This is a genomic window from Acidisoma sibiricum (assembly GCF_057837225.1).
In genome coordinates this window covers 3,721,766-3,735,882 of record NZ_CM174445.1, presented here as the reverse complement: position 1 = coordinate 3,735,882, position 14,117 = coordinate 3,721,766, and the positions used below count along the sequence as shown (strand labels likewise).

The 14,117-nt window shown below is 62.4% G+C and carries 12 protein-coding genes; 4 read left to right on the top strand and 8 right to left on the bottom strand.

Features of this window, described 5'->3' with window-relative positions:
- Positions 1-3: 3 nt before the first annotated feature.
- Positions 4-2,274 (bottom strand): GumC family protein, encoded by a 2,271-nt coding sequence (locus AC3G7M_RS17695; protein WP_489213449.1) that lies wholly within the window; start codon positions 2,272-2,274, stop codon positions 4-6.
- Between the two features lie 228 nt (positions 2,275-2,502).
- Between AC3G7M_RS17695 and AC3G7M_RS17690 the strand changes: the two genes are divergently transcribed.
- Positions 2,503-3,375, top strand: a complete 873-nt coding sequence (locus tag AC3G7M_RS17690) for a glycosyltransferase family 2 protein (protein WP_489213448.1) — start codon at positions 2,503-2,505, stop codon at positions 3,373-3,375.
- A gap of 12 nt (positions 3,376-3,387) precedes the next feature.
- Here the strand turns inward: AC3G7M_RS17690 and AC3G7M_RS17685 are convergent, their stop codons facing one another.
- From AC3G7M_RS17685 to AC3G7M_RS17670, 4 genes are all read right to left on the bottom strand, one after another.
- Positions 3,388-4,518, bottom strand: coding sequence for a glycosyltransferase (locus tag AC3G7M_RS17685; protein ID WP_489213447.1), 1,131 nt, complete (start codon positions 4,516-4,518; stop codon positions 3,388-3,390).
- A complete protein-coding gene (locus AC3G7M_RS17680) occupies positions 4,515-4,943 on the bottom strand; it encodes a hypothetical protein (protein ID WP_489213446.1) in 429 nt (142 codons plus the stop codon). Before AC3G7M_RS17680 ends, AC3G7M_RS17685 begins: the two co-directional genes overlap by 4 nt.
- Before the next feature lie 429 nt (positions 4,944-5,372).
- On the bottom strand, positions 5,373-6,248 hold the full coding sequence (locus AC3G7M_RS17675; RefSeq protein ID WP_489213445.1) for a LuxR family transcriptional regulator: 876 nt from the start codon (positions 6,246-6,248) through the stop codon (positions 5,373-5,375).
- A 219-nt stretch (positions 6,249-6,467) separates the two neighbouring features.
- Positions 6,468-7,214 carry a helix-turn-helix transcriptional regulator gene (locus AC3G7M_RS17670; protein WP_489213444.1) on the bottom strand — a complete coding sequence of 249 codons (747 nt, stop codon included), beginning with the start codon at positions 7,212-7,214 and terminating at the stop codon, positions 6,468-6,470.
- 1,328 nt (positions 7,215-8,542) lie between these two features.
- On the opposite strand from AC3G7M_RS17670, the gene AC3G7M_RS17665 reads away from it, so the two are divergent.
- Positions 8,543-9,487, top strand: coding sequence for an acetamidase/formamidase family protein (locus AC3G7M_RS17665; RefSeq protein WP_489213443.1), 945 nt, complete (start codon positions 8,543-8,545; stop codon positions 9,485-9,487).
- Positions 9,488-9,511: 24 nt separating this feature from the next.
- On the opposite strand, the gene AC3G7M_RS17660 is transcribed toward AC3G7M_RS17665, so the two are convergent.
- Entirely contained in the window at positions 9,512-10,183 is a 672-nt protein-coding gene (locus tag AC3G7M_RS17660; RefSeq protein WP_489213442.1) for a peroxiredoxin-like family protein, read from the bottom strand.
- 174 nt (positions 10,184-10,357) lie between these two features.
- On the opposite strand from AC3G7M_RS17660, the gene AC3G7M_RS17655 reads away from it, so the two are divergent.
- On the top strand, positions 10,358-11,251 hold the full coding sequence (locus AC3G7M_RS17655) for a LysR family transcriptional regulator (RefSeq protein ID WP_489213441.1): 894 nt from the start codon (positions 10,358-10,360) through the stop codon (positions 11,249-11,251).
- A gap of 113 nt (positions 11,252-11,364) precedes the next feature.
- The gene (locus AC3G7M_RS17650) at positions 11,365-12,042 is read left to right on the top strand and encodes a DsbA family oxidoreductase (RefSeq protein WP_489213440.1); all 678 of its coding nucleotides are present in this window, start codon (positions 11,365-11,367) and stop codon (positions 12,040-12,042) included.
- A gap of 15 nt (positions 12,043-12,057) precedes the next feature.
- Here the strand turns inward: AC3G7M_RS17650 and AC3G7M_RS17645 are convergent, their stop codons facing one another.
- Both AC3G7M_RS17645 and AC3G7M_RS17640 read right to left on the bottom strand, forming a co-directional pair.
- Complete coding sequence (locus AC3G7M_RS17645; protein WP_489213439.1) at positions 12,058-13,719, bottom strand: Na/Pi cotransporter family protein; 1,662 nt, start codon at positions 13,717-13,719, stop codon at positions 12,058-12,060.
- 167 nt (positions 13,720-13,886) lie between these two features.
- Positions 13,887-14,084, bottom strand: coding sequence for a hypothetical protein (locus AC3G7M_RS17640; protein ID WP_489213438.1), 198 nt, complete (start codon positions 14,082-14,084; stop codon positions 13,887-13,889).
- Between the last annotated feature and the right edge of the window lie 33 nt (positions 14,085-14,117).

Genomic DNA, 14,117 nt, shown 5'->3' with positions numbered 1-14,117 from the left:
CGGTCAGGCGCGCTTCGGCTGGTAGCCTTCGTAGTGGCGGAAGGCATAGGAAATCCGCCCGCCGGCGGCTGCGGCTTTCTTTTGATGGACTTGAGTCATCACGATGCCAAGCATGGGAATGCGGCTTTCGCGCATCAGGCGGATTGCGTCTGTCACGGCATCGCGCCGGGTCTTTTCCCACTGCACCACCGCCACCGCCGCATCGACATGCTGGCCCAGCACGAGTGCATCTGCGACCGCCAGGACGGGCGGCGTATCCATGATGACGAGATCGTAGCGATCGCGCACGTCGGCCAGAAGAGCTGCCATACGGGAAGAGGCCAGCAGTTCCTGGCTATCCGCGCGCACCCGGCCTGCGAGCATCACATCCAGATTGGCGGCAGGGCGGTGCATGAGGGATTCGCCGTCACCGATAGCGTGGCCGGACAGGATCTCGCACAGACCCGCCCCGGATTTCAGGCCGAGATGGCCCGCCAGAGAGGGACGGCAGAAGTCGCATTCCAGCAGCAGCACGCGCCATCCGGCGGCGGCCATATTCTGCGCAAGCCGGGCGGCAAAGACCGATTTGCCTTCTTTCGGCAGGGAAGAGCTGATCATCAGCAGCTTCGGCCGCGCTTCGCCCAGCACCCGCATTTGACCGCGCAGCCGGTTGAGCGATGCGGTCATCGCAATATCCGCCCGTCCGGCACGGCGCAGCGCAGGCTTGCGGCGGTTGAGATGCGGCAGCATGCCAAGCAGGGGCAGGCCGAGCACCGCTTCCACTTCCTCAGGCCGGCTGAAACCGCCCCGCAGCCGTTCCAGAAGAATGGCAATGCCCACGCCGACAGCGACCGAGAGGAAGGTCGCCAGCGCCAGGATGCGCATGCGCTTGGGCGAGGAGGCCCCGAGCGGCGGCTCGGCGCTGGAGACGAGCGAGGCATCCGCCTCCTGAATGCCGGCGACATTGGCAAGCTGCGCCGCGCGGGTCAGGAAGCTCTCATACAGATTGCGGGTCGCGCGTGCCTGGGATTCCAGCGTATTGAGGCCGAGTTCGGCGGCGTTTTCGTCGCCGACCGAGCCGCGCAGACCGTCCAGTTGCTGCTGCAACGCTGCTTTCTGGTCGCGGGCCGCCTGAACCTGGACAGAGAGGCTGCGGGCGATGGAGCCCATCTCAGTATTGATGCGGGCCTGCAGGGCGGCGGCGCGCGCCTGGGCCGATTGCAGTTCCGGGTTGGCGGAGCCGAGCGATGCACCGAGTTCCGCCGCGCGCGCTGAGGCCGCGGCCGAATCCTGCACCAATTGGGCAATCACCGGCGAGGCGAGGACCGCCGGCAGATCCGCGGGCGAGACATGGCCTTTGATGGCGGCTTGCGCCTGCGTCAGCGCGCCTTCCTTTTCGCTCAAATCGCGGGAGATTTGAATCAGCTGCGTGCTGATCGCGTCAAGCTGCTGCCGCGCGACGGTTTGGCCCTGGGGCGCGCCGCCGTTATCGGCAGAATAAGGCGATGCCTCTGCCAGGCCGTGGGATACGCGATAGGCCTCTACCGCGTTATCCTTCTGCCGCACATCATCGGCGACGGAGGCAATCTGACCTTGCAGCCAATCATGAGCGCGCTGCATGGCGGCGTATTTTTCCTGCACCTTGAAGGCCAGGAACTGCTTGGCAATCTCATTGGCGATGCGGGCGCTGAGATCGGGATTGAGCGTGGTCACGGTGATGCCGAGCAAGCGGGAATGCGGTTCGTTGGAGAAGCCGATTTTGCCGCTGAGCGTGGCGGCGGCAATGGCCTGCTTCTCACCTTCCGTCAGCGGCCGGTTGTCCGGTGCTGCGATGATATGATGCCGGCTCGCCCAGGCCTGCACGATCGCGCTGATGCCGCTGGCATGGGGCATGAATTCGGGGTTACGCGTCAGATCCAGGGCCTGCACGACACCGAGTGCCAGCGACGGCGAACCCAGCATATCGATCTGCGTGCGCATCAGGCTTTCGGTATCCTCGGCGTCATTGGAGATCGCCTGCAGATCACTCACCTGGGTGTGCTGCGGTTCGATAATGACCGAGGCTTCAGCGGAATAGAGCCTGGGCATTCTCGAGACCGCAAAACCAGCGCCGCCCAGCCCGATGATAAGGGCCAGGACGATAATCCATAGCCGCCGGCGCAGGATTCCAATCAGCCGTCCGAAGGGGACCGCGATAGGTTCGATGCCGGACGCTGGATCAATCACCGGCCTTAGTGCGAACTGGCCGCCCAGGCTCACGTCATTATGGGTAGGCTGAAAATTCTCATCCCGCATAAGGGAAATTGTCCTGCTGCAATGTCAGCGCGATTACTAATACCAAGCAGCAGAATAGCATCGGATCGCAATATTGCTTGATCATTCCTGTGGCCGATGCAAAGGCGGATTCCTAATCCCTTTGGGTAGATCGACTTGCCCGAAGCAGCAGTCTAGCGACATGCGCTGCACAGACTCCGCACGAAAGCCGCGGTTTCGGTACAGTGTTTTCAGCCGCGGGAGGCTTCGGTGACGCTCAATATTGTGATCGGAATACCAACTGTCGGGCGCGCTGGCGTGCTGCGTGAGATCCTGTCCGGTCTCGTGCGGCAGTCCCGGCAGCCGGACCGGGTCATCGTCTGTGGCAGCAAGGCCAGCGATGTCGCGGGACTGGACGCCTGCGCGGGGGTTGAGATCATTCTTGCCCCGGCGGGGCTGCCGCGGCAGCGCAATGCGCTGGTCTCAGCCGCGGCCGGCGCCGATGTCATGCTGTTCCTGGATGACGATTTTGTTATGGCAACGGACTATGTCCTGCGCATCGAACAGGCGATGAGCCGCGACCCCACAATCATGGTTGCGACCGGACGCGTGGTCGCGGACGGCATCGGCGGTCCCGGTCTGGCCATCGCTGAAGCGGAGCGCGCGATCGCTCACGACCATGGCCAAAGCACCGCGATCACGCCCGTTTTTTCCGGCTATGGCTGCAACATGGCGGTTCGGCTGGCGCCGATGCGCGTCCACGGCATCGCCGTCGACGAGCGGCTGCCGCTGTATGGCTGGCAGGAGGATGTCGATCTGTCACGGCAATTGGCGCCCTTCGGTCGTATCGTGAAAGTGGAAGCCGCGGTGGGGGCGCATCTCGGCGTCAAGACCGGGCGCAATTCCGGGCTTCGCCTGGGCTATTCGCAAGTCGCCAATCCGCTGTATCTGGCCGGCAAGGGCGCGGGCTATCCGTGGCGGCGGGCGTTTGAGCATATCGGGCGCAACCTGGCCATGAACATCGCCCGCGCGCCGCGTCCCGAACCTTATGTCGATCGACGCGGACGTCTGCGCGGTAACCTGCTGGCCTTTATCGATCTCGCCCGGCGGCGCATGGCGCCGGAGCGCGTGCTGGACCTGTGAGAGACAGGTCCGTCAGGCGGCTATGACATGGGTGAGCGGGAAATCGACCATGACATTCGTGCAGTCGCGATAAGCCGCCTGCGCGAGCCGTGCCTGCAGTGCCGGGTCCTCGGCCAGCCGGCGTAGGGCCGCACTCGCGGCCGCGAGATCGGGCTCCGCCCAGTGACTGTCACGATAGACGGACGCCGCGTCTTGCACCGGGACAAGCTGGAAGGGCACCAGGATGCTGTTGTCGGCTGTGGTGAAGTCCATGTTGCCGGACCAGCCGGTGGCCACCACCGGCACCCCGCGGGCGAGCGCCTCCAGCATCGGCAAGCCAAACCCTTCCGAGCGATGGAGAGACAACAAGACGTCGGCGCGCGCATAAAGAGCGGACAGCGCCTCGTCGCTCATGAACTCGCGCATGATCTCAATATTGGGTGCGCGCAGCAGACCGCCCAGCCGATCGTCGAGCGCCTGCAGTTCTTCGTCGCGCGCTGAGATTTTGAGAATCAGCCGGGCTGCATTCGATTGTCCGAAAGCGGAGACGAAGGCGCGGATGGCGCCCTCGGGATTTTTGCGTGACAGGCTGGAGCGGCTATCCGCCATGGTCAGCACCGTAAAGGGCGCGCCGGCGTGGCGCTGGCGGGCCGGGTGCGGCGGCAGATAATGCGGAACCACCGCGACCGGCTTGCCCATCATGCGCGCGAGGCTGTCGCGGGAAAAGCGGCTGGGCGTCCAGATCTCGGTCAGGCTGTCATCGCATCCGCGCCAGTCTGGCGGCGGATCAGGCAATTCCCAGGCCCAGTACCCGATGCGCCAGGCATCGCGTGCGGCGGGCAGAACCGCGCTGACCAGGCTTGCCGTCTGTGGCGCGCCTGAGTGGAAGATATAGGCTGTCGCCGGGCTGTGCGGCGCACGGTAGAAGGGGTTGCGCAGCGCCGGGGTCGCATCGACCATCTCGGCTGCAATGCCGATGCGCCGCAGCGCCTGCCATTGCAAGAAGGCGCCGCGGGTGATGCCGTTGTTCTTGCCGAAAGCTGCGACAATGGCGACGCGGTCAAAATGCCGCGGGCCAGCGCGATGGCCGATCATGCGCCTGGTCCAGGCGGCACAGCCGGCAAGATAACCATCCTGCAGATAGCGCTTGAACGTGCCGGTCATGGCTTGATCCTGACAGTTGCGCCTGGCGGGAGGGCCATTTCAACAGGTGGGGTTTGCGGGACCGGCTTGCGGCGGCGGGGCCGGGGGTTGCGCAAGGCGACGGCATCCGGCGCTCCCTGCTCGTCAGACAGCAGCAGGTTCATGGCCGCGAAGGTGCCGCCCGCATGCGCGAAGGCAAAAGACGAAATTGCCATTTCAATCCCGGTCGACCGTGTGGACAGATGGCCGCTGGCGCCCAGTCGCAGCGATTGCTTGACCGCGTCTCTCTCGGCGGCTTCATGCTCCGTGACCAGAATGACGGGCTGGGCGAAACCAGCCTCACGTAGGTTCGTCATGTCTGCCGGCAGATGATCGCCCAGGCTATGGCCATGCAGGACGACCAGATCGACATCGGACGTCGCCGTGCGGGCGATAAAGCCGGCCACATCCTCGTACGGGGCTGCTGATATGCGCGTGCTCCCCCGTGAGAGGGCGGTGCTTATGCATTCTCGTGTCAGCTGGCAGCGGTCTACCCAGGCTATGCGGATCAAACCGTGCATCACCCTAGCCAGACTGCGAGGCATTTTGGCATATTTGAAATCCAGCCTCTTTGGTTGCTGCTATATCGGCAAGGCGAGGCACGCGGCCGACGCGCGCCACGAGACCGCGAAAACGATTGGTGAGCGTATCTCCATTGTTGCGTCATCCCTGTTGTGCGCTACGCCGTGAAATAGAAAAATAGCGCCGCGCGAACAAGGCTTGGGGCCATCATCACTAGTGACGATGGTGGTATGGATTTTGAGCCAAAGGGGTGGAACCAGATGCGGCGCGGGGGTTGGCCGCGCCCTGCGGCCATACAGCCGGTGACCGGCGGCTTATTGCACGGCAGGGCGAGCGTCGCTGCCGGCATAATGCTTGAGGGCGTTGAAAGCGGCCTGCGTGCGGTTGGTGGCGCCCATTTTGCGCATGATGTTGCGGATATGAACCTTGGCTGTGCTTTCGCTCATCCCGAGTTCATGCGCGATTATCTTGTTGGCCTTGCCCTGCTGCAGCTGCGCCAGCACATCGCGCTGACGCGCCGTCAGCCGATAGGGCGAGTCCTGTGCGGGCTCATCGGCAGTCACGGTGGCCTGATCCGACAGCAGCAAATCGAGTGGTGCGAAGGTTCCACCGGATTGGACAAACCGGATTGCCGATAGCGTCATGCCAAGGCCCATGCTGCGCGTCGAGATGAAGCCGCTCGCGCCAGCGCGGAGCGCATCGCGAATGGTCTGGATCTGCGACGTCTCTTCCTGATCGGACAGAACGATCACGGGCCTGTCAGAAAGAAGTCCATTGAGCGTATCGATATCCTGCAGGCTCGAATCGTACGACCGATGGGAGTACAGGATGATGACATCGACATCCGTGCTGTCGCCGGCCAGAAACGCGTCAACCGACTCAAACGGGTGGACGATCAGGTTCGGCTGCTGCAGCGACAGCACCTTTATCATGCAGTCCCGCGTCAGCGCGTAGGGATCGATCCAGGCGATGCGCGAACACAGGCCCTGCGGATTATCCAAAGAGGTGACAACGTCGTCGGAAAGGGCGGCGACGGTACCGATTGATGAAGCGTCTTCATGCGACGTCACATCTTCTGATGTGGCGAAGCTTTGAAAATGTCGTTCAAATTGCAATGTCGAATGACCCATGTGCGAATCCCTCAGGGAAAGTGATGAGCCGTTATGTATGTGCGCGTGCGCTAATGTCACTAGTTGGATCTTCGGGATTGCCCGTTAGTGTAAGATCACGCGTGACTAAACATTATTGGCTGTATTGGCCTAAGCCATTTGGCGTCACGAAGCGGTGACAAGCAAAATGCGTGCTTTGGCGGATTAGATCTTAGCGAGTCCCGTAAAATCCATGAAGCATGCGGGACCCGACTATTAAAGTTGTAAGATCAAAAAATAATCGTTTGAAAATAACAGTCTTTATGTCTGCTGCTGCCGTCCGGCTCCGATATACTGGTCGGCGGTCAAAGCGACCTGCGTGCGATTGGAAACACCCATTTTTTGCATAATGTTGCGGACATGCACTTTGACCGTGCTGGCGCTCATGCCGAGTGTTTCTGCGACGAGTTTGTTGGAATGTCCAAGGCGGATGAGATCGAGTACGGCGAGCTCGCGCTGTGTCAATCTTCCAGTCTCACTGGCTTTGCGCCCGGTTGAAGATGGCGCCGCCTCACCATTCATGAAGATAAAATCTCGCGGCACGAAGGTTCCGCCCGAATGCACGAGGCTGATCGCAGAGATAACCAACTGCAATCCTGTGCGGTGGGTCAGGATGAATCCCGCGACATCGTGCGACAGAATATCGCGCACGAGGGTCGGTGTCAGCGTGGATGCATCAGACAGGATGACGAGACGCGCCTGCGGATAGGCCGCGTGCAGCGCCTGCACGGCGCGGATATCGACCGTGTCTTCGGCATGGCAATAATAGACGACCAGCTCCGGCCGTAATTCCTGCAGGCGCAGACAGTCTTCGACCGATTCCACAGGATGAATGAGGAAATGCGGCTGTGCCGCGCGAACGGCGCTGACCAGGCATTCCCGGCTCAGTTGGGCGGCGTCTACCCACATCATGGTCAAGGATGCCGCGTCGGGCGATGCCGCGTCGGAGAGGTCCAGGCCAGTCATCCGATCACCGATCCCGTCGGAAATGTCGGTCTCTATCGTCACGGTTAGTTCCCCAAGCCGGTGCCCGGCAAATCCTCCCGATGAGGCCTCATCGCGATAGCGTGAGGTCATAACATCGGTGTCACGAAATCCATGTAGCTCTTAGTCGTTTGGCGAAAGCCTCAAACGGGGCTCTTTTCGGTCAATCTTGACCAGATCGGTCGCGCCACTTAACCGTAAGACCTACGGTCGGCGTTTCGACGCAGATGCATAAGACACTAAATTTTTTATGATAACCATAAGCGGCACTATGATTTTGCCGTGATATGGGGCGATTTCAAGCAAAATGACCTAATATTGCTTATGCATAGCCCGAAAGTGGTAGAAATTTGATGCGTCGGGCCTAAGTCTATCGGCGGCCTCTTTTCCCCGTTCCAGACCGAACCGCGGAACACAAAGCTGCGAGATCATGGGGGCGTGATGCTGGCAGAGTGATCGCGCTGCAGCTTACCTCTTTCTGAAAACCTCCTGATGCGGGCGGGACTTCTGGCAAGCCGAGCATGAGGCGCGCAAAGAATGGCAAGTGTGGCGCCAAGTTTGGCTTTTTCCATGGCGGCCCGGGGATGTGCCGACAGAATGCGAGCCTTCCGGCGCAAAACTATGCTGTGGTGAAGCTGCTTGATCTCAGCACGCCTTAAAGCAAGGCGTGACCTCAGCGATCGTCTTGCAACCCTGCTGATCGGCGGAGCTGGTCGATCACAGTGAAACAGACTGCAATAAACATTCTGTCATGTAACAATATTTAGCATGTCTTGGATGATGGGCATGTGCCCAGTATCGGGCGGCTGCTCTTTTATAGCGCCTATTGAACACTGTCGCCGTCTTGGCGCAGGCCAGCCCAGACTCGGCTTGCGCTGGCCCCGTGGCGGCAGCGATCGACGGAGGCGAGATACAGGAATGTTCGCGGCGGGATTCGAACCCACGGCCCCAGGATTCATACCACTTCGGCTTTCGCCGCCGCCGGCGGGCAGGTGCCCGGCGCGTTCGTGGTCTGGACTGTCCCTTCGCCATCGGCCGTGAAGGCCCTTAGGCGCCACCCATCCAGTCTCTACACCTTCCCGGACCTTTCGGGCCGGGCTTGGCTCGGGATTGGCACGGGGTCATCGGCGACCCCAAGCTTTCCCCGACTTTGAGCGGTTCCGCCGCGCGGTTTCCCCTCGCGACGCCCAGTTCATAACAACAAGGAATCCTGTGCTCTATCCTGCTGAGCTACGCGAACACACGGGCCTTTCATACTGAAGCAGAAAGCCTGCCGCAAGCACTGCCCAAAGCCTCTTTTCTTCGGCTAGGCTGGGGAGGATTCGGAACATCCTGCCCAGGGGCTGCGCTGCATGTGCAAAAATTGCGATTTTACGATCCACGCGGCTCAGCACCATTTCGGCTGGGACAATAGCTTCACGCCCGTGCTGCGCACCGAGCCCGGCCGCACCATCGCCTTTGAATGTAACGACGCGTCCGCCGGGCAGCTCACACCATCCAGCACCGTCGCGGATGTGAAGACACTCGATTTTGGCCTCATCAACCCGGTCACCGGGCCGGTCTATGTCGAGGGGGCGGAGCCCGGGGATATCCTCAAGGTCAGCATCCACAGCTTTACCCCGTCAGGCTTCGGCTGGACGGCCAATATTCCAGGCTTTGGCCTGCTGGCCGATCAGTTTCCCGACCCTGCACTGAAGATCTGGTCCTATGACGCGCAAAGCCTGGCGCCGGCGCTGTTCTCGGATATCGCGCGCGTGCCGCTGAAGCCTTTTGCCGGCACCATCGGCGTGGCGCTGTCGGAACCGGGCCTTCATTCCATCGTTCCGCCGCGCCGGGTCGGCGGCAATATGGACATTCGCGACCTCGCCGCAGGGACCGAGCTGTATCTGCCGGTGGAGGTTGCAGGCGCGTTGTTTTCGATCGGCGATACCCATGCCGCCCAGGGTGACGGCGAGGTGTGCGGCACCGCGATCGAAAGTCCAATGAACCTGACGCTGACGCTGGATCTGATCAAGCAGACGCCGCTGGAGACGCCGCGCTTCACGACGCCGGGCCCTGTCACGCGGCATCTCGACGGCGCCGGCTATGACGTCACGACCGGGATCGGGCCTGATCTGATGACGGGCGCGAAGGAAGCCCTGGCACGGATGATCGACCTGCTTAGCCGCCAGCACGGACTATCGGCGATGGATGCCTATATGCTGTGTTCGGTCGCGGGCGATCTACGCATCAGCTGTATCGTCGACATGCCCAACTGGCTGGTTAGCTTCTACTTTCCCCGCATCGTCTTCGCCTGAGGCGGGGCCGGCCTGGGCGCTGGCTTAGGCCGGCGCCAAAGCCTCGGCATTGAGCTGCCGGAGGACGGCCAGGGCATCGCGCGGCTCCGTGCGCTCAAAATGCACCGGCGAGACATGGGCAAAGCGCACGATGCGGTCGCGGTCGATCAGAAATTCGGCCGCGCGTGGCAGTCTGAGATCGCCGGAGGTGTTTTCGTCGGTCAGGTCACAGCCGAGTTTGAGCAGGATTTCACGGCTGAGCGGCTTGACGTTGCTAACGATGCCGAAGGCCTCCGCGACCTTATTGCCGACATCGGCCAAAATCGGGAAACTGACGCCGTTATGCTCCTGAACCAGGGCGGCCCGGCTCGCTTTTTGCGGCGAAACCGCGATAATGGAGCCACCGGCGCTGCGAATCTCTGCAGCGACATCCTGCCAGGCGCGCAATGTCAAGATGCTGTACGGGCACCAGCCCCCTTTGAAAAACAGAACAAAAACAGGTCCCTGGGCGGCATACTTGGCAAGGTGGTGCGGTTTCCCGTCCGCCCCGTGCAGAGCAACGTCCGGGGCCCGATGACCAACCGCCAGCGGCGTCGCCGTCGCGGCTTCAGCGCGATATTCTGCCTCCAAGGTTTTCAAGGAACACGCGGTATGCGCATCCGCGCGCTCGAAAACAGAGGTTTTGAAGGCAAGTAGCTGAGCGTTCAACGATTTCATGGCGGCACCCGAAAACTCGTTATCCAATGCGTTTATCGCAGGGCTGGCGTCGAATTGTCTATATCTAAGACTGTAAGTGGTTCATGCCTTATCCGGTTGAAATGCCTTCTCCTATGATATCATTCATGCTACCGAGTATGCCTTATGGATTTATTGGCCGCTTTTAGATGTTTTGTGCGCGTTGCGGAGACGGGGTCCTTCTCCGCTGTCGCGCGTGAAGTCGGTTCCACCCAGCCGGCGATATCGCGACAGATAGCGGCTTTGGAAGCGCATTTCGACGTTCGTCTCATTCAGCGGACCACCCGCAGCCTGACCTTTACCCAGGACGGGCAGGATCTGCTCGCCCATGCGCGCCGCGTCCTCGATACCGTGGACGAAACCGAGGAAGTTCTGGGCAAGCGCCGCGCATCGCCGTCCGGCACGGTGCGCATCGCGTCCTCCACCTCCATGGCGCGCCTGCATCTTATACCCCGGTTGAAGCGCCTGATGGAGCGTTATCCTGATCTGGAAGTGGAAATCAGCATTTCCGAACAGGTGCAGGATCTGGTGGCCGAAAATATCGACATTGCCATTCGGGCCGGCCAGATCGCGGATTCCTCTCTCGTCGCCCGTCACCTCGGGTCCACCAGCCGCGGCCTCATCGTCTCCACCGACTATCTGGAAGCGCATGGCGAGCCAAAGACGCCGCAGGAACTCGCCCAGCATTCCTGTCTCGTCTATACCGGCGGACAGAGCCGCGCTTCGGCCCATCAATGGGAATTCGACGGGCCCGACGGCACCACCATGGTGCAGGTCAGCGGCCGCTTCCGCTGCGACAGTATTGAAGGCATCTGCGATGCCATCCGCGCCGGTCTTGGCATCAGCCGGCTGCCGACCTGGATGTTCGACGAGGATATCGCGAACGGAAAGGTGAGGGCGATATTGAAAGACTGGCAGCCGCCCCGCATTCCGATCCATGCCGTCTACCCGTCCCGCCGGCATCTGGCGCCGCGCGTCCGCGCGGTCATCGACTTTTTCGTCAATGAATTCCGGCTCGATCCGACGGTATCGGACTACACAGCGCTTTAACGCGGCGGTGCTGACGGCGATCAGAAGAGCTGCGGTCGTCCGCAGATCGTGCTAAGGCCGTCATACCCGCCCGGCACGACCGGGCCAAAAGGGCGCCCGCAGGCAGAACGCTCATGAATATGCTTGCTTTTTCTCGCGCGCCGGTGGTCGTTGAGATCGTCTATGACCTCATCTGCCCCTGGTGTTTCATCGGTACGCGCCGGCTGCTGCGCATGCTGCGGCGGCGGCCCGAGATTGGCCTGTCCATCGAATGGCGCCCGTTTCTGCTCAACCCGGACATGCCGCGCTCCGGCATGAGCCGCCATGCCTATATTCAGCGCAAATTTGGCGCCGAAGATCGGGCCCGCCGCGTTTTTGCGACCATCACGGAGATCGGACGGACGGAGAGCATCGGCTTCCGTTTCGATCGTATCCACACCACGCCCAATACGGTCGATGCGCATCGCCTGGTTCATTTCGCCTCCGGCTTCGGCCGGGCAGAGGCGGTGGCGGATGCCATCTTCTACGCCTATTTCTGCGACGGTCAGGATATCGGCGCGCCGGAGGTGCTGTATGGCATCGCGCTGGCCGCTGGCCTGCCGGCGACCGAGACGCGGGCCTTCCTGGCGGGCGACGTCGCGACCGAATTGGTTCATGCCGACAATTTGCGGGCCCATCGCCTGGGCATCAACGGTGCGCCCTGTTTCATCCTCGGCCGCCGTCATGCCATTGCCGGCGCGCAGGAGGCGGAAGTGCTGGAATGCCTGCTCAATGTCGCTCTGTTCGATCTGTCGGCGGGCGACAGCGAATAGACGGCGCGACGCCGGTTAGTCGGTCTCGACCGGACGCAGGCGGCTCGCGAGCAGGTTGCCGCGGGTCTCCAGCACCGGATAGGCGGCCGCGGCGACCAGATGGGCGTTGACGCGCTTGAGGTCGCGCAGCGCATCCAGATGCAGGGAACTGGTCTCGGCCGTATCGACGCGGCCGGCGCGCAGACGGGCGAAATGCGCGGCCGTCGCCTGGGCTTCCATCTGGCGGAAGGCTTCCTTCTCCTCGGCCAGCAGACGCGCCGCGCGCTGATCCGCCGTCATGAACAGCGAGCCCGCGGCGCGGCTATTGGTGATCAGACGGTCGATGATGCCGATCAGCTCGCTCTCGCCATCCTTCGAGAAAGCAAGACCCCGCCGCAGCTTCTTGGTGACGATGCCGAGCAGATCGCGCTCCACGATATCGCCGGCCTGCTCGATATGGGTGGCGAACGACAGGATCTCCGTCACCCGGTCATGGTCGGCAGGCGTCAGGTAATCGGGGTCCAGACCGGTGAGATAGGCCTTGATCGCCGTGTTCAGCTTATCCAGCACATCGTCCAGTCGTTTGGTTTCGGCAATCTGCCGGCGGTCGGCGCGGCCGAAGGCGTCGCGCAGCCCGAGCAGCATCATCTCAAGCACATCGGACAGGCGCAGCGCCTCGCGGGCGGCGGCGCCGATCGCAATCACCGGCGCTTCGTTGGCGACGGAGGTCAGATAGAGCGGCTGGCAGGGATCGGCCGGGTCTAGCCGCGCCGGCAGCAGGCGGCGCAGTAGGCCGGCATAAGGCTTGAGGAAGGGGAAGAAGGTCGCTGCCAGGACGAGATTGAACACCGTATGGAAGTCAGCGACGGCGCGAGACGGGTCGGGCTCGATCTGGATCAGCAGCGTGCCCAGCCAGGGCAGGGCGGAGAGCGCGATCAGGGTGCCGATGGCGCGGTTGATGAGATTGCCGATCGGCAGGCGGCGGGCTGCCGGGTCTGCCCCCGTTGCCCCCTCCAGCACCGGATTGATGGCCGTGCCCAGATTGGCGCCAAGCACGAGGGCGAAGGCCGCATCGGGTGGCACCACGTTATTGCCGGCGAAGGACATCACCAGCAGCACGACCGCGACCGAGGAATGCGCGGCCCAGGTGAGACCGGCCGCCAGAATGACATCGACCAGCGGCTGATTGGCGACGGCGCCCAGAAAGACTTTCAGGTTCGGCACGTCCTCATAGGGCGTGACGAGGCCGACGAACTGGCTCAGCGCCATCAGCACGAGGCCGAGGCCGATGAAGACGCGGCCGAAATCGCGTGTGCCGGCAGTGGCGCGGCGGAACATCAGCACGCCGATCAGGATCAGCGCGGGCGCCACATCGGTCACGTTGAAGGACAGCAGCTGCACGATCAGCGTGGTGCCGACATTGGCGCCCAGCATGACCGCCAGGGCAGGGACCAGGTCCACCAGGCCGCCGGCCGCGAAGCCCGTGACCATCAGGCCGGTCGCTGTGCTGCTTTGCAGAATGGCGGTGACGCCGATGCCGGCCAGGAAGGCCTTGAAGCGATTGCGTAGCGCCTGTCCCAGAAAGCCGCGCAGCTTGGCGCCGAAGGCTCTCTGCACGCCGGTCTGGACCATGTGGACGCCCCAGAGCAGCAGGGCGACGTAGCCGGCGAGCTGAAGCAGGGTCAGCGGTAGGTCCAAAGCGATCTCCTCAAACGTCCAAGCGCCGGCAGCGGCGTGAAAGCCTCATGTGCTGTGTTGGGTGATCGGGTAAGATGGGCCTTCAGGCGCGCGGGGCCATTGTCAAAAACAGTCCCCTGGTTTGATGTCGGGCGACATGCCGGCCGCAGCGGCCGGCATGCAGGTGATCAGGTCTTGGTTTTCAGCGGTTTATGGGCATGGTCGAGCAGGCGGGACAGCAGTCCAGGCGGCTTCGGTGGCGCGGGCGGCAGCTTGGCGGTGGTCGCCTGCTTCTTTTCCTGCTCCTTGCTCGCCAGCCATTTGTCCAGGCTCATGCCATTCTTCGCTGCGCGCTTGGCTTCGTAAGCACGCTGGGATTCGGTCATCTTTCGGTCCATTGAGGCCCTCCTCGTCTCTCG

Coding starts and splice junctions, on each gene's coding strand:
- AC3G7M_RS17695 (WP_489213449.1), bottom strand. CDS start 2,274: ATGCGGGATGAGAATTTTCAGCCTACCCATAATGACGTGAGCCTGGGC.
- AC3G7M_RS17685 (WP_489213447.1), bottom strand. CDS start 4,518: ATGACCGGCACGTTCAAGCGCTATCTGCAGGATGGTTATCTTGCCGGC.
- AC3G7M_RS17650 (WP_489213440.1), top strand. CDS start 11,365: ATGAATATGCTTGCTTTTTCTCGCGCGCCGGTGGTCGTTGAGATCGTC.
- AC3G7M_RS17660 (WP_489213442.1), bottom strand. CDS start 10,183: ATGAAATCGTTGAACGCTCAGCTACTTGCCTTCAAAACCTCTGTTTTC.
- AC3G7M_RS17665 (WP_489213443.1), top strand. CDS start 8,543: ATGTGCAAAAATTGCGATTTTACGATCCACGCGGCTCAGCACCATTTC.
- AC3G7M_RS17640 (WP_489213438.1), bottom strand. CDS start 14,084: ATGACCGAATCCCAGCGTGCTTACGAAGCCAAGCGCGCAGCGAAGAAT.